General features: G+C 57.8%; 16 protein-coding genes. 2 read left to right on the forward strand and 14 right to left on the reverse strand.

The window, feature by feature from the left end:
• Positions 1 to 68: 68 nt before the first annotated feature.
• The 10 genes from ACYZT0_RS11565 to ACYZT0_RS11610 all read right to left on the reverse strand — a co-directional run bounded on the left by ACYZT0_RS11565 (position 69) and on the right by ACYZT0_RS11610 (position 11466).
• The gene (locus ACYZT0_RS11565) at positions 69 to 1433 is read right to left on the reverse strand and encodes a TolC family outer membrane protein (RefSeq protein WP_462045934.1); all 1365 of its coding nucleotides are present in this window, start codon (positions 1431 to 1433) and stop codon (positions 69 to 71) included.
• Positions 1434 to 1435: 2 nt separating this feature from the next.
• Positions 1436 to 2770, reverse strand: coding sequence for an HlyD family type I secretion periplasmic adaptor subunit (locus tag ACYZT0_RS11570; RefSeq protein ID WP_462045935.1), 1335 nt, complete (start codon positions 2768 to 2770; stop codon positions 1436 to 1438).
• A gap of 11 nt (positions 2771 to 2781) precedes the next feature.
• The gene (locus ACYZT0_RS11575) at positions 2782 to 4557 is read right to left on the reverse strand and encodes a type I secretion system permease/ATPase (RefSeq protein WP_462045936.1); all 1776 of its coding nucleotides are present in this window, start codon (positions 4555 to 4557) and stop codon (positions 2782 to 2784) included.
• Positions 4558 to 4715: 158 nt separating this feature from the next.
• Positions 4716 to 5138: an AprI/Inh family metalloprotease inhibitor gene (locus tag ACYZT0_RS11580; RefSeq protein ID WP_462045937.1), complete on the reverse strand. Its 423-nt coding sequence runs from the start codon at positions 5136 to 5138 to the stop codon at positions 4716 to 4718.
• A gap of 67 nt (positions 5139 to 5205) precedes the next feature.
• Positions 5206 to 6663: a serralysin family metalloprotease gene (locus ACYZT0_RS11585; RefSeq protein WP_462045938.1), complete on the reverse strand. Its 1458-nt coding sequence runs from the start codon at positions 6661 to 6663 to the stop codon at positions 5206 to 5208.
• A gap of 388 nt (positions 6664 to 7051) precedes the next feature.
• On the reverse strand, positions 7052 to 7480 hold the full coding sequence (locus ACYZT0_RS11590; protein WP_462045939.1) for a hypothetical protein: 429 nt from the start codon (positions 7478 to 7480) through the stop codon (positions 7052 to 7054).
• A gap of 185 nt (positions 7481 to 7665) precedes the next feature.
• Entirely contained in the window at positions 7666 to 8751 is a 1086-nt protein-coding gene (locus ACYZT0_RS11595; RefSeq protein WP_462045940.1) for a polyamine ABC transporter substrate-binding protein, read from the reverse strand.
• Between the two features lie 60 nt (positions 8752 to 8811).
• On the reverse strand, positions 8812 to 9153 hold the full coding sequence (locus ACYZT0_RS11600; RefSeq protein WP_462045941.1) for a cupin domain-containing protein: 342 nt from the start codon (positions 9151 to 9153) through the stop codon (positions 8812 to 8814).
• A gap of 43 nt (positions 9154 to 9196) precedes the next feature.
• Positions 9197 to 10600, reverse strand: a complete 1404-nt coding sequence (locus tag ACYZT0_RS11605) for an NAD(P)/FAD-dependent oxidoreductase (RefSeq protein WP_462045942.1) — start codon at positions 10598 to 10600, stop codon at positions 9197 to 9199.
• Positions 10601 to 10650: 50 nt separating this feature from the next.
• Positions 10651 to 11466: a helix-turn-helix transcriptional regulator gene (locus ACYZT0_RS11610; protein ID WP_462045943.1), complete on the reverse strand. Its 816-nt coding sequence runs from the start codon at positions 11464 to 11466 to the stop codon at positions 10651 to 10653.
• Positions 11467 to 11741: 275 nt separating this feature from the next.
• On the opposite strand from ACYZT0_RS11610, the gene ACYZT0_RS11615 reads away from it, so the two are divergent.
• Complete coding sequence (locus ACYZT0_RS11615; RefSeq protein ID WP_033054957.1) at positions 11742 to 12014, forward strand: DUF1652 domain-containing protein; 273 nt, start codon at positions 11742 to 11744, stop codon at positions 12012 to 12014.
• 64 nt (positions 12015 to 12078) lie between these two features.
• Here the strand turns inward: ACYZT0_RS11615 and ACYZT0_RS11620 are convergent, their stop codons facing one another.
• Positions 12079 to 14553, reverse strand: coding sequence for a UvrD-helicase domain-containing protein (locus tag ACYZT0_RS11620; RefSeq protein ID WP_462046553.1), 2475 nt, complete (start codon positions 14551 to 14553; stop codon positions 12079 to 12081).
• A 279-nt stretch (positions 14554 to 14832) separates the two neighbouring features.
• On the opposite strand from ACYZT0_RS11620, the gene ACYZT0_RS11625 reads away from it, so the two are divergent.
• Positions 14833 to 15528, forward strand: a complete 696-nt coding sequence (locus ACYZT0_RS11625) for a pirin family protein (RefSeq protein ID WP_462045944.1) — start codon at positions 14833 to 14835, stop codon at positions 15526 to 15528.
• A 70-nt stretch (positions 15529 to 15598) separates the two neighbouring features.
• Here ACYZT0_RS11625 and pgm read toward each other — a convergent pair whose 3' ends face one another.
• The 3 genes from pgm to ACYZT0_RS11640 all read right to left on the reverse strand — a co-directional run bounded on the left by pgm (position 15599) and on the right by ACYZT0_RS11640 (position 20314).
• A complete protein-coding gene (gene pgm, locus ACYZT0_RS11630) occupies positions 15599 to 17245 on the reverse strand; it encodes a phosphoglucomutase (alpha-D-glucose-1,6-bisphosphate-dependent) (protein ID WP_461963887.1) in 1647 nt (548 codons plus the stop codon).
• 110 nt (positions 17246 to 17355) lie between these two features.
• Positions 17356 to 18756 (reverse strand): aminotransferase-like domain-containing protein, encoded by a 1401-nt coding sequence (locus ACYZT0_RS11635; RefSeq protein WP_462045945.1) that lies wholly within the window; start codon positions 18754 to 18756, stop codon positions 17356 to 17358.
• 67 nt (positions 18757 to 18823) lie between these two features.
• Positions 18824 to 20314, reverse strand: coding sequence for a hypothetical protein (locus tag ACYZT0_RS11640; RefSeq protein WP_462045946.1), 1491 nt, complete (start codon positions 20312 to 20314; stop codon positions 18824 to 18826).
• Between the last annotated feature and the right edge of the window lie 522 nt (positions 20315 to 20836).

The following is a 20836-nucleotide window of genomic DNA, read 5'->3' on the forward strand; positions in this document are numbered from 1 at the left end:
CTCGCTTTTTTTTAGAATTCTGGTTCCCCATCAAGGGCAGCAACACATCTCCCTGCTACATGTTCAAATCATTGAGTCCTTGGCCCCCGCCCAAACGCCTCATCCACCCTCGCCAAATCCTGCTCATTCAACGTCCCTGCGTAGTAATGCAACTTGGTCCAGGCCATCAAGTAGTCATAACGTGTCTGGGCCAGGTCCCGGCGGGTGGTAAAAAGTTGTTGTTCGGCGTTCAGCGCATCGAGGTTGACGCGTTCACCGCCAAGGATGCTTTGCCTGGTCGACACCACCAGCGCTTCGGCAGAGACCAGGGCTTTCTGGTAGGCCCGCAGTTTGCTCACGCCCGACAGGCAGGCGCTGAACTGCCGACGAAGCTCGATCAACGTTTCCCGGGTCTTACCGTCCAGTTCGTATTCGGCCTGCTCCATCGCGCGGCTGGCCTGGCGAGTCGAGGCTGAGACCCCGCCACCGGCATACAGCGGCACGTTGACTTCGATGCCGATGGTGTTGGTGTCGTAACGTTGGTTGTAGGTGTTGCCACTTTCCGACTCGTTCTGCCGCACGGAGGCGTAAGCGCTGACTTTGGGCAGGTGCCCGGCGCGATTGCGTTCAACCTCGTAGCGCGCCACCTCCAGCGCCTGGCGCTGGGAGGCCAGGTTCGGGTTGTTGGCCACCGCGATCTCGTGCCAGGTGTCGTAATTGGCCGGTTGCAGGGCGAAGGTCTGGAAATTCTGGTCCAGCGGCGCCAGGTCGCCGATGTTGATCGCCGGCACGCCAATCAGCGCGCCCAGCTCTCGTAACGACGCGTCCTGCTCATCACGGGCTTCGATTTCCTCGGCCGAGGCCAGCTCATAGCGCGACTCGGCCTCAAGAATATCGGTGCGCGTGCCCTCGCCCTGACGAAACATTTGCTCGTTCTGCTGGAACTGTTGCTCAAAGGCTTTTTTCTTGGCCAGGGCAATGTCGATCTGATCCTGAGCGAACAGTGCTTTGGTGTAGTTCTCCAGCACCCGAACCAGCAGCTCTTGGCTTTTACCGCGAAAGTTCTCATCGGCGAACAGCGACTGCGCCACGCCTTTGCGATACGCCGCGTATGCCTCGTAGTCGAGCAACGGTTGTTGCAGGGTGAACGTCGAGCCGTAACTGCTGTAGTTACGATCATCACTCTGGCTGCGACCGCGATCGTTCAAGTACGTCACTTTCGAGGTGTTGCGGCCCTTGTTGTAGTTGTAACCGAGTTTCGGCAACAGCCCGGCGCGGCCGATGGCGCGGTTTTCGAGGCCTGCATCGCGTTCTTTGATGGCGCCGAGAAACACCGGATCGTTGCGCAATGCTTGTTCGTAGACGCCGAACGGCCCCATGGCCAGCACACTGTTGCAGGTCAGCAACGCCAGGGTCGAGGCGAGCATGGAAAGCTTATTCATACAGCCGAACATCCTTATTCCTCGGTCAACGCGGAGCCTGCCCGGTCGAGCAGCGGTTTGAACAAATAGTTGAGGAGTGAACGTTCACCCGTGCGCACGAACATTTCTGCCGGCATGCCGGGCTTGATCACCAGGCCGTTGAGTTTTTCCATGGCCTGATCGCTCACGCTGCTGCGCAGCACGTAATACGGCGCACCGGTTTTCTCGTCGATCATCTGGTCGGCGGAGATCAGGCTGACCTCGCCGGGCACTCGCGGCGTGCGGCTCTGGTTGAACGCAGTGAACAGAATGTCCACCGGCAAGTGCGTCCCGACCTTGTCGACCAGGTTGATCGGCAGGTGCCCTTCCACCTCCAGACTCGTCCCCTGAGGCACGATCTCCAGCAGGGTTTCGCCCTGACGCACCACCGCGCCCACGGTGTGAACCCCGAGGTTGACCGCGATGCCATCGGCCGTGGCGATGATCTCGCTGTGTTGCAGATCGAACCCGGCGGAGGTCAGTTGCTCTTCCAGCGTCACGCTTTTCAATTGCGCATCGGCCAGTTGGGTGCGGACTTCTTTCTGGTATTCCTCGATGTGCTGCTGCAGTTTCAGCCGTGATTCGAGAATGCCCTGCTCTACCCGGCCGCTTTCGCCGGCGTTTTCCGCCAATTGTTGCTGAACTTGCGACAGCTGACGCTGGTACTCCATCAACCGATTGCGCGGGATGAAGCCGTTATCCGCCAGGGGCTGAAGGTTGCTCAACTGTTGTTGCAGAGAGCTGGCCTGGGCAGTCAGGTCAGTGCGGGCGCGGCGCATGCCAGCCAGTTGCGCGCTGGCGCCTTCGATGCTGGCGCGCAAGGCGGCCTGTTCGCGGGAAAACGCTTCACGGCGACTGCTGAACAACTGTTGTTGGCCTTCGAGGACCAGCGCCAGGCGTGGGTCGGGATCGTTGCTCAGTTCAGCGGGGAAACGCACCTGCTTGAGGTTGTCCCGTTCACTCTGCCATCGCGCCAGACTGGCCCAGGCCATGCGGTACTGCGCTCGCAGGGATTGCACGTCGGCCGCGACCTGAGTCTGGTCAAGGCGGAACAGCGACTGGCCCTGCTTTACCACTTGGCCCTCGCGCACCAAAATCTGGCTGACCACGCCATTGCTCATCGATTGCACGGCTTTGCGCTTGCCCGACACCACGACCGTGCCTTGCACGGGAATGCCTTGGTCGAGAGGTGCGAGACTGGCCCAAGTGAAGAAACTGCCGGCGCCGACGATCGCCAGTATCCAGCCCATGCGGGCGAAGAAACCCGCGTCGCGCTCAGGGCGTTCAGCGATGTAGTCGTGTTCCATGGTCGCTTCGTTTTGACTGTTCATCTGTGCCCTGCTCATACACCCGAATTTCCTGTCGAGGCCTGATATTGCCGGCTCATACTGAGCCCGCCCGGCGCTGGCACTGCTTTTTCACGATGTTGTTCCTGGGCGCCGGAGAGTGCCTTGAGCACGTCCTGGCTCGGGCCGAAGGCCTGCAAACGGCCTTCGCTGAGCACCAGCAATTTGTCGGCCTGGGCCAGCGCCGAAGATCGATGGGTGACCAGAATCACGCTAGTGCCCCGGGTTTTCAGGTGCGCAATGGCGCCAGCCAGTGCCGATTCGCCTACGGTGTCGAGGTTGGAGTTGGGTTCATCCAGCACCACCAGACTCGGATTGCCATACAGGGCGCGCGCCAGGGCCACACGCTGTTTTTGGCCACCGGACAGTCCACTGCCGTCCTCGCCGAGCACAGTGTCGTAGCCCTGAGGCATGCGCAGGATCAGTTCGTGAACGCCGGCCTGCTGCGCGGCTTCAACGACTTTTTGCGGATCCGCCTCCCGAAACCGGGCGATGTTTTCGGCGATGCTGCCGCTGAACAGTTCGATGTCTTGCGGCAGATAACCGATGTAGGGGCCGAGGTCGTCACGGTTCCAGCGATGAATGTCCGCGCCGTCGAGCCGCACCGTTCCGCCAAGCGTTGGCCAGACGCCAACCAGCACCCGGGCCAGGGTCGATTTACCGGAACCGGAAGCGCCGAGCACGCCCATCACTTCACCTGCTCCAAGGTTGAAATTGACCAGGTGCAAGGTCGCTGCCCGTTGCCCCGGCGGGCCGGCACTGACTTGCTCGAAAGTGATCTGGCCTTTCGGGGCCGGCAGCGCCATGGCCTCGTCACTCGGTGGAAAGGCTTGCAGCAAGGCGTCGAGACGACGGTACGCAAGTTTGGCGCCGCTCCACTGTTTCCACACGGCAATCAACTGATCGATGGGGCTCAGGACCCGACCCATCAGGATGGAACCGGCGATCATCATCCCGGCCGTCATATCGCCCTTGATCACCAGCAATGCGCCAAGACCCAGCACCAGCGATTGCAGGCACAGGCGCAGGGTTTTGCTCAGGGAGCTTATGACGGCACCGGTGTCGCTGGCCTGGTTCTGCAGGCCGAGGAAGCGTGAATGAACCTGAAACCAACGTTTACGCAACGCCCCGAGCATACCCATGGCTTGAATGGTTTCGGCGTTGTGCAGGTGACTGGTGGCCAGTTGGCTGGATTTCTGGGAAAACCCTGCCGCTTCGCCCAAGGGCTTTTTGGTCATTGTCTCGTTGAGGCAAGCAAGGCCAATCAACAGCACCGCGCCCACCGTCGCAAACACTCCGAGCCAGACATTGAAGAGGTAGATCACGAACAGATAGACCGGGAACCACGGCGCGTCGAAGAAGGCAAACAAAGCCGGACCGGTGACGAACTGGCGAATATGGGTCAGGTCCCCCAACGACTGTCCGGCGTTGCCTTCGCCTTTGAACAGGTTGCGCTCGAACGCCGCCTGATAGACCCGCAAATTGAAGCGTCGCTCCAGTTGGCTGCCGATGCGGATGACAATGAAACTGCGAACAATCTCCAGCAAGCCAATGAAGGCAAAGAACCCGACCACCATTAATGACAACATGGCCAGCGTTGTTTCGTTTTGCGACGACAATACGCGGTCATAGACCTGGAGCATATAAATCGACGGAACCAGCATCAGCACGTTAATCAATGCGGTAAAACAACCGACGCTGATCAGGATGCTCTTATAGTCGCCCAGGGCCTTGATTAAAGGTGCAGTGGCCGGGCTCTTTGCCATCTTCATGGGTTCTTCCTGAGGTGTTATCCCTCGCCATACCTGGCGAGGTCTGTTTAATCTTTTTTTTGCAAGTACCGCTTACACTTCAATAACAACTCTTTGTCGTCGACCAAGCGCTTCGATTATTGATCTGCGGCTTATAACGCTATTGGCAGGCGTTGGACTTAATGCACTTCTCGCTGGAGCATAATGATCAACCCGGATTTCAACGTGCTTTGATAAAACCCATCACGATGCCGACTGAAAAACAGCACTTTTGAGCCTTCAGGCCCAGTGATTGCGATGCCGTCGGGCTCCGTAAACCAACCGATTGTTTGCTCGCCCAACCAGGCGCTCAGGCACTTGGCGCCCTCACCCAGGGTTTGGTTCGCTTGAAGTTCGAGGGTGCACACGTTTGACGGTTTGTCCTGCAATGCCTGGGACGCTGGCGAGTCCTCTTTGGCGATCAGGGTCGCCTGCCATTTGCCGGCCAGCTCAGAGGGGTCTGCTAATTTCAGGCTGCTCGCCATGGCTAAATCTCCAAAAAACATCATGAACGTCGCCAATAGCCACGCGGTGGTTCTGCAGGTGAAGCCGTTATGGATCATAAGGCGCTTTACTCATCTCAAGGGGCAGAGAGCAGCGCGTCTGCGCCGCCCTCGTTTTCACCTCACATCACGCAGCGATGTCGGAGTAAGCCGCCTGGCCCACGGTGCTGACCAGGAAATCAGCCACGCCATGCCCGGAGAAGTCCACCGACAACAGGCTGTTACCGCCCGACGTGGTTAACACTGCATCGCCTGCCGCACCGGTGAACGAGTTCACGAAGTGCAGGCCTGTGCCGTTGGTGATGCCGGTCAGGTCGATCTTGTCCAGGCCGCTGACAAAGTCGAGGATCTGGTCAACTGCACCAGGTTTGGAATCGCTGCTGGCCGCGAACACGAAGGTGTCCGAACCGGCGCCGCCCCACAGCTTGTCCGCGCCGCCCGCACCGAAGAGGATGTCGTTACCGGCACCGCCTTTCAGTTCGTTGGACACGCTGTTGCCGATCAGCAGGTCGTTGCCCGAACCGCCGATGGCATTCTCGACAGTGACGCCCTTGGCGATGGACACGTTACCCACCAGGCCGCCAACGTCGGAGAACGAGGCCTCGTTGAGGTTGATCTTCTGGTTTTGGCTAAAACCTGAGAAGTCCAGCGTGTCCTTACCGCCCGCATCCCATACCGAAAACACAACCTTGTCCGACGACGAAGACGCGCTCAGGAAGTCGCGACCGGCGTTGGAGTTGAAGCCGTAAGTGGTGTCACCGGTACGGGTGGTGGTGTTGGCGCCATAGAGCTTCTGGATGGCCGCGATATCGTCCATCAGCGGACCGGACGAATAGGCTTCGACGCCGCCTTTGCTGAAGTTCTGATTGGTATTACTTTCACTCCAATAGCTCATGACGCTGTAACCGCGGGTGTCTTGCCCGTAGGACGCGTCGTTGTAGGTCGGAGCGCCCTCGCCGGCGTTGTAGTCGCCAGGATGGGCAAGGCCCAGGGTGTGACCGATTTCGTGGGTCAGGGTCTGCCGGCCGTAATTATTCAGGTCCGGCGTCTTGTTTGGCGTGTAGCTGCTGTTGGTCAGGTACCAGGAAGTACCGTCATAACCCGCACCCGTGCCAGGCAGATAGGCGAAGGCCGCCGCGCCATCCTGGCCGCCGCTGTAGTTGCCGAAGGTCATGTGACCGTCGCCGCCCGTGGTCTTCTCGGTGAAAGTGACATTGGCCACGTCGGCCCAGGATTGCATGGCCAGCACGGCCTGGCCTTTCTGCTGGGTGCTGAACTGGCTGAACCCGGTAATCCCGTGCTTGTTCATGGTGCTCGACGAGGCCGAGGTGAGGAACGTGTAGGTGAGTTCAATTTTGCCGCTGCCGTCCTTGTCCTGGTAGGCAGCGCCATCGCGCAGTAATTGGGTAGCTGCCTGGTCGACGGAGAAGGAGGGTTTGCCATTGACCGTGAGGTTGCCACCCCGATCATATTGATGGCTGAAGCTATTGATCTGGTTGAACGCAGAACTGGATGCCGCCAATGCTTGCAGTGGCTGGAACGCCTGTTCGGCGGAGTCAATAGCGTTGTTTTTTACTTTCGACATAAACACACTTCCTTGTTTTGCTATGAACAGTTTTTTGTCAGACAGCGACAATCTCTGGCGAGATCGTCCTATCACTCGCCCAATGAAGGCGAAAGAAAACTGACACAATTTGAAATCAAACGTCTACATTTTTTTTGACGTCAAATTGAGTTGTTCGAGCAAGTACCCGGAAACAATGCGTGTGCTGTCGAAATATTTTTTGTAGTTGAGGGTTTCGAGGGATTTGTCTGACAATCGGCTATTTAAATATTAAATACAGGTAAGTTTTTTTTTGTTAGGTGTGTCTCAATTTCAAGGCTGAGTCTAAAAATGCTATTGCAGGTGCCATTACTTAGGAAGATGGAAGGAAGGCATCCGATGTGGCTGCCCCCTTGACTCACGATTTAGATCATTTAAATTCAAACGTCACATCGACATCGTAGGAAATGAACACTCTGGTGCTTGTTGTGAATGTGAGTTGTCCCTTGACGGCGTTTTCGGGGTGGCGTTCAAGCATCACCTCACCCGAAATGGCCTTAAACACCTGCTCGTTCGGTTCTCGTTTTATTAGGGCCAGATACAAAATTTTTGGGTCACCCACTGGAATGGTACCGGCAGGCTGATCACTTTTGCTGAGCTGCAGACTTACCTGCATATACTTACTTTCACCCTCGGGATCCTTCATGTAGCCATGAAATCGGAGCGTGCCGTTCTGCTCATCGCGCCAGGTGCCTTCGGTTTTGAACGGATATTTGGTCTCGGTGTAACGGTTTTTCACCGTTCCCTCAATGACTCCCGTATTAGCATTTTTACCTGTCTGCTCTGTGATGCCGGACATGTGAAATTTCCTTCAATCGATTGGAAGCGTAGATTTGCACTCCCTGCCCGGCTATATAACGATAAATTTTAACGCTGGGAACCTGTTACAAATGACAGGTATAAAAAACAGGTTTCTTATCACTATAGCTCTAGCCAGAACGAAAAGGTCGGGCCTTTGCCCGTTGCACCGCCCGACCCATCTCGTCAGCTCCCCGTCCTGATCTTGTTCCAAACCCGTGTACGAATCCGATCGATGTTCAGCGGCATCGCCTCCAGCGCAAACAATTTCCCCATCATCTCCGCGCTCGGGTAAACCTTGGTGTCGTTCTTGATCGCCGGGTCGATCAAGCTGTCGGCCTGTTCGTTACCGTTGGCGTAGTGCACGTAGTTGCTGATGCTGGCCATGACGTCTGGGCGCAGCAGGTAGTTCATGAAGGCGTAGCCGGCCTTTTCGTCCGGGGCGTCTACCGGCATGGCCACCATGTCGAACCAGATGGCGGCGCCTTCCTTGGGAATCGAATAGCCGATGTCGACGCCGTTCTTGGCTTCTTTCGCGCGGTTTTCGGCTTGCAGAATGTCACCGGAGAAGCCGACGGCCACGCAGATGTCGCCGTTGGCCAGATCGCTGGTGTACTTGGACGAGTGGAAATAGCTGACATACGGGCGGACTTTCATCAGCAGCGCTTCAGCTTTTTTGTAGTCTTCAGGGTTTTTGCTGTGATGCGGCAGGCCCAGATAGTTCAGTGCTGCCGGCAACAGCTCGGGGCCGTTGTCGAGGATGGCCACGCCGCACTTCTGCAGCTTTTTCATGTTCTCGGGTTTGAAAATCAAGTCCCAGGAATCCACCGGAGCGTTGTCACCCAGCACCGCCTTGACCTTGGCGATGTTGTAACCGATGCCAGTGCTGCCCCAGAGGTACGGGAAGCCGTGTTCGTTGCCCGGATCGTTGGACTGTAACGCTTTGAGCAGCGCCGGGTTGAGGTTTTTCCAGTTCGGCAGTTGGCTCTTGTCGAGTTTCTTCAGCGCCACACCCTGAATCTGCCGCGCCATGAAGTGGTTGGACGGAAATACCACGTCGTACCCGGATTTGCCGGTCATCAACTTGCCGTCGAGGGTTTCGTTGCTGTCGAAGACGTCGTAGCTGAACGCGATGCCGGTTTCTTTCTGGAAGTTTTTGGTGGTGTTCGGGTCGATGTAGTCCGACCAGTTGTAGATCTTGACGGTCTCGGTCGCGTGGCTGAGGGACGCGAGGAGCGCCAGTGGAGCCAGAGTCAGTGTCTTTCGGATCATGAGTCGATTCCTGTTTGGTTTGTATTCTTTTTATTGGAGAGCTGGCAGGCAATCAGAGGATCAAAAAATCAAAACGTAGGTCTTGCGTACGGTTTCCTGGATATCCCAGATGCCGAGGCTGTTGGCTGGCAACATCAGTGCATCGCCGGCTTCTATGTGCAGCGTTTCACCGTCATCCGGGGTAAAGGTGCAGCGTCCCTGGATGAAGTGACAGAACTCCTGGGCGACGATCTGTCGCCGCCAGCGCCCGGGTGTGCATTCCCAAACGCCGGTTTCGACGCCATCGTCGCGCTCAACGCTGGTGGTCGAGGCCACCGCCACGGGCGTGCCCAGCGGGACGGCGACCGGGTTCGACGCTTCCAGCTTCAGGGTGGCGGTGTTCTTGAATTGCGTGATGCTCATGGGGGTACCTGTCGATTGAGCCTATAGATGAAGAGCGCGCCGTTTACTGCATGAAACCTTCCATGAAGCCGGCAAGACCGCTGGCCAGTTTGCGACGCCAGGGTGCGGTGGCCGGGTTGGCCAGGGTCTGGTCTTCGTGGACGAAGCTGCGGATGATCGCGTTGTAACCGAGCCAGCGACAGGGCTCCGGTTCCCACGCCCTGAGCGCGTCGAGACCACCCCGGATGACCCACGGCTGGCGAACCAGCTCGGTGTCACGCTGCAGAATCAGATCCGCCAGGGTCCGGCCGCCCAGGTTGCTGGCACCGACGCCCTCTCCGCCATAGCCGCCGGAAATCGCAATGCCGCTCGCTTGATCGCAAAGCATGTGCGGCTTGAAACGCCGGGACATCCCCAGATTGCCGCCCCAGGCATGGGTGATCCGCACGTTCTTGAGTCGCGGGAAGAGTTCGCCGAACAGATAGCGCCGCAGCTCCACTTCGCTGGTGGTCAGGTCAAAGTCATGGCGTAACTTGCCAGCGAACTGATAACCGCCCCGGGCACCGAACACCAAACGGTTGTCAGCCGTACGCTGACCGTAAGTGACTTGGCGACTGCTTTCGCTGAAGGCCTGGCCGCGACTCAGGCCGATTTCATCCCACGTGGCAGCGGATAGCGGCTCGGTGGCCACTATCAAGCTTTGCACCGGCAACTGATAACGTCCCAAAGGTGGCAAGGTGACCGAGTAACCTTCTACCGCCGGTACGATCCAGCGACTGCGAACCGAGGCTTTCGCCGTGCGCAGGCCACCCGATTGCCATTGGGTGGCCGGGCTGTTCTCGTAAATCCTGACACCCATTTTCTCCACCGCCCGAGCCAGACCCCGCACCAACTTTGCCGGGTGAATGGTCGCGACGTGCGGTGCATAGATACCGCCATAAGGTTTGGCGACTCTGATCTGTTGCGCCAACTGCTCGGGGCTAAGCCAGCGGTAATCGCTTTCGGTCAATCCCTGGCGGTAGAGCTTGTCGAGATAGTGCCGAAGACTGGCTTCCTGCTCCGGATAGCGTGCGGCGCAATACAGCGCCCCGCCTTTGCGGTAATCACAGTCAATACCTTCACGTTCGAGGACTGTCCCGACTTCGTCCGGGATGCCGTGCAGCAAATCGAAAGAAGCCCGGCGCTGTTCGGGCGGCAGGTCGGCGAGCAAGCGATCTTCGCCCAGCACATTGCCCATCAACCAGCCGCCGTTACGCCCCGAGGCGCCAAAACCGGCGGTTTGCGCTTCAACGATGGCGATGCTCAGGTCAGGCGCCAGGCGCTTGAGGTAGTAGGCGGTCCAGAGCCCGGTGTACCCCGCGCCAATGATGGCGACGTCGACGTCCAGATCCTGTTCCAGCGAGGGACGCGCCAATAATGGCTCGTCGAGTTGATCCATCCACAAACTGATAGTGCGCCACGCCGGCATGCAAGACTCCGCCACTCAAACTTCGATGACGTCGATCCTAGTGCGTGGACTTAGAGGTTGTCTTGCGCGCGTGCACGCAAAGAAATTTGTTTTACGTAGGCCTTGGGCGACTGGCCGGTGTGCTGACGAAAGCAGCTATAGAACGCCGACAGCGAATTGAACCCGGCGGCAAACGCCAGTTCGTCGATACGCAGCGGCAGCGTGGCGATATCCAGTGCCGCGAGCAAATGCTGCAGACGCGCCTGGTTGACGTATCGATAAAAGCTCTGGCCAAGCACCTGATTCAGCAGATAGGAAATCTGATTGCGGCTGTACCCGCACTCCTTCGCCACCCGTTGCAGGTCAAGTTCGGGATCGAGATACGGCTGCTGGCGCTGAAAATACTGCTGTAAGTCTTCAGCCATGAAACTCAACTGGCGCGCAGACAGCCCGAGCCGACTGACCGCCGGGCGTTGGTTGCTGGCGGCCTTGCTGACGGGCTGCTCATGCACCAGCGAGGCGTACTCGTTGACCCGCCAGATCAGTCCGTCACGGACGGTAATCGCCTCGCTGGCCCGAAACGACACCAGCCCTTCACCGCCGCGAAGGGTGATGCGGTACTGAATGAACGCCGTGTTGCCGTCCAAACGAATACGGTCCGAATGCTCCAGGGCTTCATCGGGATCTCGGGGCATGCTGCTGCGCACGTACTCACGTAACTCAGACAGGCCCATCACACGGTTCTGGAAAAAATCGCTGTACTGAATCTCTGGGTGATAGAGCGCCATGACCCCGTCCAGATCCCGGTGTTTCCAACGCAAGTGATAGCGCATCACTGTGTCGCCCGTGGCCTGGGTTTGCAGCGGACCATCATCACCGACATGCATAAAGGACTCGACGAGAAAAAAGCCGAGCTTGCCGAAGTTTTGCGACAGCTTCAATGGCCAATGAATGGCCAACCAGTGGTAGCCAACTGCCGGAAACCCACCGTCCTCGTGACCTGCATCAAAAAAACTGAACCAATCGCTAAACGGACTGAAAAATCCACATTAATTTCACATCTGGATGCTACTTTTAAAGGCAGTCACCGGTTGAGCCATTGAAGGCTCTTCCCTCCTAACATGAGCTAAAGGAAGCGCTCGATGAATAAGGCGGGCAACACATGAACAAAGGGTTCAGTAAAGTCACCTTTCCAAACGCCTGCCAGCTGATGCGCTGGCATTTTCATCCCATGGGTTTCGAGGCGAGCATGGACGCGCCGGGCAGCATGATTGCCCGTCTATTTGACCGTGCCAGTGGCGAGACCATGATCGCCATCGCGGGTATTCCTTGCGCGACGGTCATGAATGCTGCGGATGTAGAACGAATAATCGAAGCAGTGGAAGATGAGCTTGAGGCTTTCATTCCGCCAGTCGCCCTCAGGAGCTATGCCTGAAGGCAGAACACTCAACAACAAGCCCACGTTAAGTGGGCTTTTTTGTGGCGCAAGATTTTACGGCTCACGCCAATGGCTTGCCCTGTCGGTGATCGGCAAAGAACGCCTTGCCCTTGCCAATCCGATCGGAAGCTTTAGGCAGGTTGGCCGCCTGGGTGTCTTGCCCATCGACATACCAATAGCAATGACTCACCGCCCGCGTGATGCCCACGTAAGCCAGTCGCAGGATCTCGTCTTTCTGTGCGCTGTCGTACGCTTCGTTGTCGCCAGACCTGCCCAGACCTGCCATGCGGTAGACCTGGTTCTTGTAAGGTGAGCTGGTCAGGTGCTGACAATCACCCAGCAGGAACACGGCGTCAGCCTGAAGCCCCTTGGCGCTGTGATAAGTCAGTTGCTTCAGCCGTCGCGCTTCGTATGGCAAGCTAGAATCAACATTAACTACAGACTTAATATGTTCTTCTATCAATGACTTATCGCTACTTTTTCGATAAAGCATCAAGATTGAATCGCCCTCCCTGTAGTGCTCCATCAGGCGCTGAGCCATACCTTGATCGTCGCGATCGAGAACGTTCACCGGCAGCAACGCCTTCGACTCGCCGTTGGCCCTGGCCTTCTTGCCAGCGATCGCTGGTGCCGCACGAACGATATGTTCGGCGGCATCGATGATGTGCTGGTGACTGCGGTAGTTGTCACTGAGCATGACTTTGGTCGTGCTCGGTGAAGGGAATTCCTTGTTGAATTCCATGAAATACGTCGGCGAACTGCCCCGCCAGCCATAGATGGACTGCCAGTCATCGCCCACACAGAGCAATGACGAACGTTGTGCGCCGCGCCCCACGTGCATGGCCGGCCCGCGACTGCGGATTTCCGTGAGGCTCGAGCGGATCCAGGAAACGATCTGCGGTGATACGTCCTGAAATTCGTCGATCATCAAGTGCGACATTGGCCTGAGCAACTCATCGCTCAGCAGCTTCAGATTTTCCGGAGAATGCTCGCTGAACAAGGCGAACATCCGGTTGTAGGTCATTACCGGTGGCTTCTGATCGAGCAGATGATCTTCCAGTGCTCGCCAGTACAGACTCAAGGCTTCGAAGAAAAACCGATCCGGGTCGTCCTTGGCAAAACTCATCTGACCCACGGCATTGGGCACATCCAGGCCGAGGTTCTCGATAAACCCCGCCGCAGCGACAAAACAGTCCAGCAACGGCGCAGAACCGAGTTCGCCCTTGACCTTGTAATCGAAACCCGGGCCAGCACTGGCATCACCGCCAAGAGAAGCCAGTACACGCTTTGAATATTCGTAACTATCTAACCATATCAAAGGCTTACGACAGAATGCTTGAAACAGGGTGCGCTTTACCGCCCATTCTGCCCGGACTGTCAGTTTGGCATTCGGACGGCTGACCTGCGGATTTTCCCTAGGATCGAATCCCAGCACTACCCAAGCGTCGAGGCTCGGAATATAGCCATGACAATGAAACGGTGAGCCGTTGATATCGAACGTCTGGCGATTCGGCTCGATGCCTTTGATCGGCCAGGCCCCCGCGCGAAACCACAGATCTTCGATAGCATCGCAGAGCTCTTCATCACGCTTGGCGGCCAGTTCGGTCACGGCCATGCGTTTCTGCACGTCAGGGTGTTCACGCTCCAACTCCTTGAGCTGTAGCGCATGACGGGACAATGGCTTGATCAATTCGCGGAAGCGCTCATTGCGAGTGTGCAGGCTGTGATAGCAAGCATTGAGTTGTTGGCGCTGGGCGTCGTTGATGCGCAAGTCGAAGGGATTGCTGTCAACCTCCTCATCGCCGTTCTGCGGACGGTGACTGAGGTTTTCGAAAGCTTGCAGTCGCTCGAAGCCCGGCAGGCTTCGAACCATCGGCAGGATTCGCGAATGAAAGGTACGCACCAGATCGCGTGCCTCTTTGAAACTGAGCGTCCGGCCCCAGATTGCAAACAGCTCGATCAGTTTATTGATGAAGTCTTTGCGCGATTCGCGGGTGAAGGTCACCACAGTCATCGAACTCAGCTCGAACCCCAGATAATGGGTCAGCAGCAAAATCCGCAACACCAACGTGGTCGACTTGCCCGCACCCGCGCCGGCAATCACCGAAGTCGAGGGCGTGTCGCTGAAGATCATCTTCCACTGCGCGACACTGGGCTGGGCGTGCGGAGGCAGCAGTTGAGCGACATCAGTCTTCATGCGCTTCTTCAACTCAGCGCTCAACGGCAGACGCCAATCGTCGAACAGATGGTCATCAACGGTGGGCGGCCGGTGCTCGGTGGAGCGCGAGTCGCGGATCAGCAACACCTGCCGGCCTTCTTCCAACCCTTCGAGCTTGCCTTCTTTATAGCCGTAATCCACTCCGGCGCTGTGACCACTGCGAAAGCCATCCGCCTGGCCGTGCAGCCAGGACGCGCGGTGTTGTGCGCGCAACCGCGTCAGGCCGTGGCCAAAAAAGCGGGCGGCCAGTCGCTTGAGCAGTGGCATATCGGCCAAAGGACGAAGTTCAGGAGGAAGATCGGGGGTGTGTTGCGGCACGCGGGCTGACTCCAGGGTGTGAGGCTGTCGCGGCCATGGTGTCTGCATTTGCCGTTCAGTTCTAGTGAAATGCTTACAGGTCATTGGCTTAAGCGATGAAGTGAAGGTTGGGTGAGAGTCTTTCGAGGTTAGTTGATATCAGTTTATTCGATTGTATTGAGGCGTTTTTTACGCTTTTTATCGATTGGTACCTGATAGATGATGCTCGCCATCAACCACCGGTTCGCGTTTCGTGGCTAAGGCGTTCTGCCCCATGACGAACCTTTTCAGGAGACGATCATGCTTGAACTCAGACCTTTCAACTCCCTGGGCGGCGCCCACCATGGCTGGTTGGATGCTCATCACCACTTTTCGTTCGCCGAGTACCATGACCCCAAACGCATGAGCTGGGGCAACCTGCGGGTGTGGAACGACGACGTGATTGCCTCTGGCACAGGTTTCCCGAAACACCCGCACCGGGACATGGAGATCATCACTTATGTGCGTGAGGGCGCAATCACTCACGAAGATAACCTGGGCAACATGGGCCGCACCGAAGCAGGCGACGTTCAGGTCATGAGCGCCGGCACCGGGATCGCCCACAGTGAATACAACCTGGAAGCGACCGAGACCAGGATCTTCCAGATATGGATCATCCCGAACGAATCCGGTTTGGCACCGTCCTGGGGCGCCAAGCCTTTTCCCAAAGGCCAGCGCGAAGGCTTCGTGACCCTTGCCAGCGGCAAAGCCGGCGACGATCAAAGCCTGCGGATTCGAGCCGATGCGCGATTGGTGGCGGCGAACCTGAAGGCCGGCGAATCCGCCGAGTATCGCCTGGACAATGGCCGTCGCGCTTACTTGGTTCCGGCCACCGGCGTCATTGAAGTCAATGGCTTGCGTGCACAAGCTCGAGACGGTATCGCCGTTGCCGGTGAGCAGGTGTTGCGGGTGACCGCCATCGAGGACAGTGAAATTGTTCTGGTGGACTTGGCCTGATCGTGTAAACGCGGGATAAAAAAAGGGGCGACCGTCATGGTCGCCCCTTTTTACTTTCTGCTGCACTCAATCACTTCGCAGCAATTGCACCATCGACCAGTGTTTGCGCTTCTGCCACCAATTGCTTGAGGTGGTCGTCACTGACGAAGCTTTCAGCGTAGATCTTGTAGATGTCTTCAGTGCCCGACGGACGCGCCGCGAACCAGCCGTTCTCGGTCATGACTTTCAGCCCCCCGATCGCCTGGTCGTTGCCCGGTGCGTGGCTGAGGATGCTCTGGATCGCTTCGCCCGCCAGTTGGGTCGAAGTGACCTGGTCGGGCGACAACTTGCTCAGCAGTGCCTTCTGCTCCGGATTGGCCTTGGCATCGACCCGTACCGAGAACGGTTCGCCCAGTTCATCGGTCAAGGCGCGATAGGCCTGACTTGGGTCACGGCCGGTGCGGGCGGTCATTTCTGCTGCCAGCAGTGCCGGGATCAAGCCGTCCTTGTCGGTGCACCAGACGCCGCCATCCTTGCGCAGGAACGAAGCGCCGGCACTTTCTTCGCCGCCAAAACCCAGAGAGCCGTCGAACAGGCCATCGGCAAACCACTTGAAGCCGACCGGCACTTCGTACAGACGACGCCCCAGACGCTTGGCAACCCGATCAATCAAGCCACTACTGACCACGGTTTTACCCACGGCGGCATCGGCGCGCCACTGCGGACGGTTCTGGAACAGGTAGTCGATCGATACTGCAAGGTAGCTGTTCGGCGCGAGCAATCCACCGGACGGCGTCACAATGCCATGGCGATCGTGGTCCGGGTCGCAGGCAAACGCTACGTCGAAACGCTCTTTCAGACCGATCAGGCCCTGCATCGCGTGGCTGGACGATGGGTCCATGCGGATTTGGCCGTCCCAGTCGACCGTCATGAAGCGGAAGGTCGGATCGACCTGTTTGTTGACCACTTCCAGATCCAGTCGGTAATGCTCGGCGATCGCTGACCAGTAGCGCACGCCTGCTCCGCCCAGCGGATCGACACCCAGATGCAGCTTGGCATCGCGGATAGCGTCGAAGTCGATCACGTTGATCAGGTCGGCGACATAGTTATTGAGGTAATCGTGACGATGGGTCGTGCTGGCCTTCAGCGCCTGCTCATAGCTGATGCGCTTGACGCCGGCGAGCTTGTTGCCGAGCAGCTCGTTGGCCTTGGCTTCGATCCACTTGGTGATGTGAGTATCGGCCGGACCACCGTTGGTAGGGTTGTATTTGTAGCCCCCGCTTTGCGGCGGATTGTGCGACGGCGTGATGACGATGCCGTCCGCCAGGCCCGAAGTGCGTCCGCGGTTGTAGCAGAGAATCGCGTGGGAAATGGCCGGTGTCGGGGTGTATTCGTCACCTTCGGCGATCATCACCGTCACGCCGTTGGCGGCCAGCACTTCAAGGGCGCTGGCGCCGGCTGGGGTGGACAGCGCGTGGGTGTCGATGCCGACGAACAGCGGGCCGTCAATGCCTTGGGCTTCGCGGTACAGGCAGATCGCCTGGCTGATCGCCAGAACGTGCCATTCATTGAAACTCAAGTCGAACGAGCTGCCTCGGTGCCCGGACGTGCCAAAGGCTACGCGCTGGGTCGAGATGGCGGCATCGGGCTGGCCGGTGTAATAGGCCGTTACCAGTCGCGGGATGTCGACTAACAGTTCTACCGGTGCCGGTTTGCCCGCAAAAGGACTGAGTGTCATGCAAAACCTCTGAAAGAGAGTGGTTCAGGAATAGGACGCAGTTTACTGGCAGTTTGACCGCAACGCGATGGGATCGATCCACCAGTGCCAAGGATGTTTGGGAGCCCCGTTCAATCAATCGACTCTAGGCGCAAGGCATCCCCTAACAGACTCAGCGCCGCGGCCAGGTCGTGGTTGCCGCCGAAGGTGTGACTGAGGCGCAAGTGTTGCGCGTGCAAACCCTGGAGACTGAACAGCTCTCCCGGTGCGATCACCACCTGGTGCTTGAGCAGGCGCTGGAACACCCGCCGTACATCGACCCGACGCAGCGAACGGACCCAGATGGTTGCACCGCCCTGAGGCTCGACGAAGCGCAAGGCATCGCCTAGACGCTCCTGCAACAGCAGAGTCATCTGCACCTTGCGATCCTTGAGCATCCGCCGTAATACCAGAAGGTGCTGATCGACACGTCCGTTGCTGTACAAGCGAGCGATGGCTTTCTGGCGAATCGGTGACAGGCGAAACGAACGCAGTAGAAAGTGCCGTTGCAGTTCAGCGCTGAAATGCCGCGAAAGCAGATAGCCGAATGGCGCCTCAGGCCCGATGATTTTCTCGAACGTGGAAAACACGATCAGCCGATCGGGGTCCAGCAGGTCGCGAAACCGCTGGTTGTCCGGTTCGAATCCGAGTTCGCCGTAGCAGTCGTTTTCCAACACCCAGCTGCCATGTCGCTCCAGCACTTGCGCAACAGCTTGTCGGTTGGCCTCGGGTGCCAGGCTGCCTCGCGGCATGTTCAGCCCGGATGAAACCATCACCAGCCGCACCGGCTCGGTCTCCAGTAACTCCTTGAGCCACTCGACGTCCAGGCCGCCGTTGGATTGCACCGCCAGCTCAATCACTCGCACCTGCGCCGCCTGGAGCAATCGCAGAATCGCCCAGTCGCACGGCGACTCGACCAGCACCGTGGCGTCCTTGAGACTCAGCACCGCGATCAGTATTTCCAGCACACCGCGCAGGTCGGCGCCAATATAGACATCGTCAGCGTGCCAGCAGCGCTGCGGCGAGGTGGTGTAGCGCGCCGCCAGGGCGATGCGCAGCTCCAGCTCGCCACACGGTTGCGATGACGGTTGCGGCTGGCGCGGATACTGGCGCAGCAGTTCTCGCTCCAGCAGTAACAGCGGGCTGTCGAGCGGCTGTAACAGCGCCGGCTCATCGGCGCTCAAGACCAGCATTCCTGGGCGTCTGGCGTTGACATACACGGTTTCGAGCAGGTCGTTGCCGCTGCTGAGTGCGCTGATGGAGGACACCGGTAACGCGTAATAGCCGGACTTGGCGACCGAATAAACGCGCCCTTCCTTCTCCAGCAGCGAATAAGCGTACTGAATGGTCGAGATCGATACACTCAGACGGTCCGCCAACTGTCGTAACGAAGGCAGACGGATGCGCGTGTCACCCACCGGCTCATTGATCAGATTGGTCAGATATCGGTACACCGCCTGATACGCGAAGTCGGTTTCTCGTGGCCCTTTCATGGGCAAGGGCCGAATGCCATGTAAACGTGACCATGCATCGTCAATAAGTCCGTCAAACCAGGCACATTCAGCGCCCCGCTGACCATTCATCTGCCACAGCCGTGTCGTCGTCATAGTCGGCTGCTTCGGCTTGAAAACCTGCGCCGACAATTTCCGGGACGCCTGCCCTACCCTCACCCACAGACACCGGCCCCATGCGGTAGAGCCTACCGATCAGGGTGACAGGCAACCCACTGACGTCGGTCATCCATTGCAGAACCTGCTCCGGCACCGGATTGCCCTGCATTGCCCGGTGCAAATCAGGCATTGCCACGAGCATGCCGGGGTGGCACTGACGCAGAAAACGCTCAAGCGCCGCACCATTCTCGACAAACGGTGAATAGAGCAGGCACACCAGTTGCGCCTCGCTCAGGCCAAGGTCTTTTTGCGCCTCGGCCGCTGCCAGAACTCGCTGCTCGGCCCACGTTGCCGGGTTGCCAAACGCCTCCACCGCTTGTTCGCACAAACGTTCAGCCAATCTTTTGCGACGCATCATCACCAATGCCCGTTGGAGGTATTCAGCGACACCCGTCTCGTAGCTCCTGCCGTGCACGAAGCACGACTGCAAGCCCCGAACGTGTGCGCAGATAGAAAAGCTGACGTATTCGTTGTCGCTGAGCTGTGTCGCCGGCTCATCAGATTGAAAACCAAGAAACTCGGTGAGCAGTGGCCAGCGATCTTCGAGGTTGCTGACCAGCATGTCGTGAATGTCGATGTAGGTGGCGCGGCGACACGCCTCAAATTGTTCGGCCGGACGCCACACTGCCTGGTCATGCCCAGCATTAAAAGCGCGGTAGCAGTCGCTGCCCAACTCATCGAGCAGCGCGAATAGCTCCTCGTAACCGCTTTCGTGATGATTCGAGGCCTTGAGCCCGGCTTTGGCGGCGGCACGTTTCAATCCGTCGAGAAACTGTTTCTGCTGGCGAGGTGTATCGCTACTGACCAATGCATCGACACCGCTGTTCCAACGAGCGATTTGCCCATAGAACTCGCCGGTGGCCAGGTACCCGTCGTCCCACAGATCAAGCGGCCCATTCCAGGCGCGGCGATGACCAACCATCAATAGATTGAGTCGATTCGACTCGCGGCCGGCTTCAGAGATCGTTGCCAGGTGGTTGAACGGCAGGACTTCCCGGTTATCGACCATCAACACTTCGACCCGAGGATCGTCGTAGAGGAACAAGGCACTGTAGCTGCGATGGATATGTTCCAGGACCGTAGAGCTTGTGCCATTCAAACGCAAGGAAGCCACTCGCAACCGGAACGTCGCAGGCGCCCGGCCGGCGATGCTCAGTTGTGCGGCGCGCAGCAGCGCCAAGGTGTAGCAACTGTCGCGGGACCCGGACTGAATCGCCAGAACCTTGTACTCGCCAATACGCTCCATGCCCCCGGCGGCTACCACCAAGCGCTGAATCATAAGCTGCAATGCCGTGCGTTCGGCGCGAGAGAAGAAACTCAACAATCGCTGCAGCACTTGCTGATAGACATAGTTCATCGCTTGATCATGGATATTGGTCATCTTTATTTACCTGATGCTTGTAAGTTCGATATCGCACTAACAACGGCATGCACTGCGCAATGGGGTGTCTGCCACGATTGAAGTACTGGGCGCTATTGCCAAATGCTAACACTTAAGTTTTTGGTAATTATTTGAAATGTTTGAGCGCCACCCCTGCTCCGGCCAGAGACAGGTTGCCGCGAGGCCGTGCAGAGTCAGCTTCTTGCGGCTGCGCGCAACATCCTAGGAAATGTCCGACAGCGTCCCACAGACATTTAGCACAAGAAATAAAGAAAGAAGTCGCCCATGTTTTGTCGGCAACTGCGCAACGATGCACTATTTGTCGGATATGTATTAACAGTGTGTATTGAAAAGTATCAACCAGATACCCAGTCATGACTCATTCCTTGAGATGAAAGTAATCATTCAATTATCAAGGCTTATATGATGATTAGAAGATACAGATTGAGAGCAAAAACCAGTTCAGTTGCTGAACTGCCCCATTGACCGGTCAATGGAAGGTCTCATTTATGGCAGATGACG

The sequence above is a fragment of the Pseudomonas sp. ZS1P83 genome, from assembly GCF_054897825.1.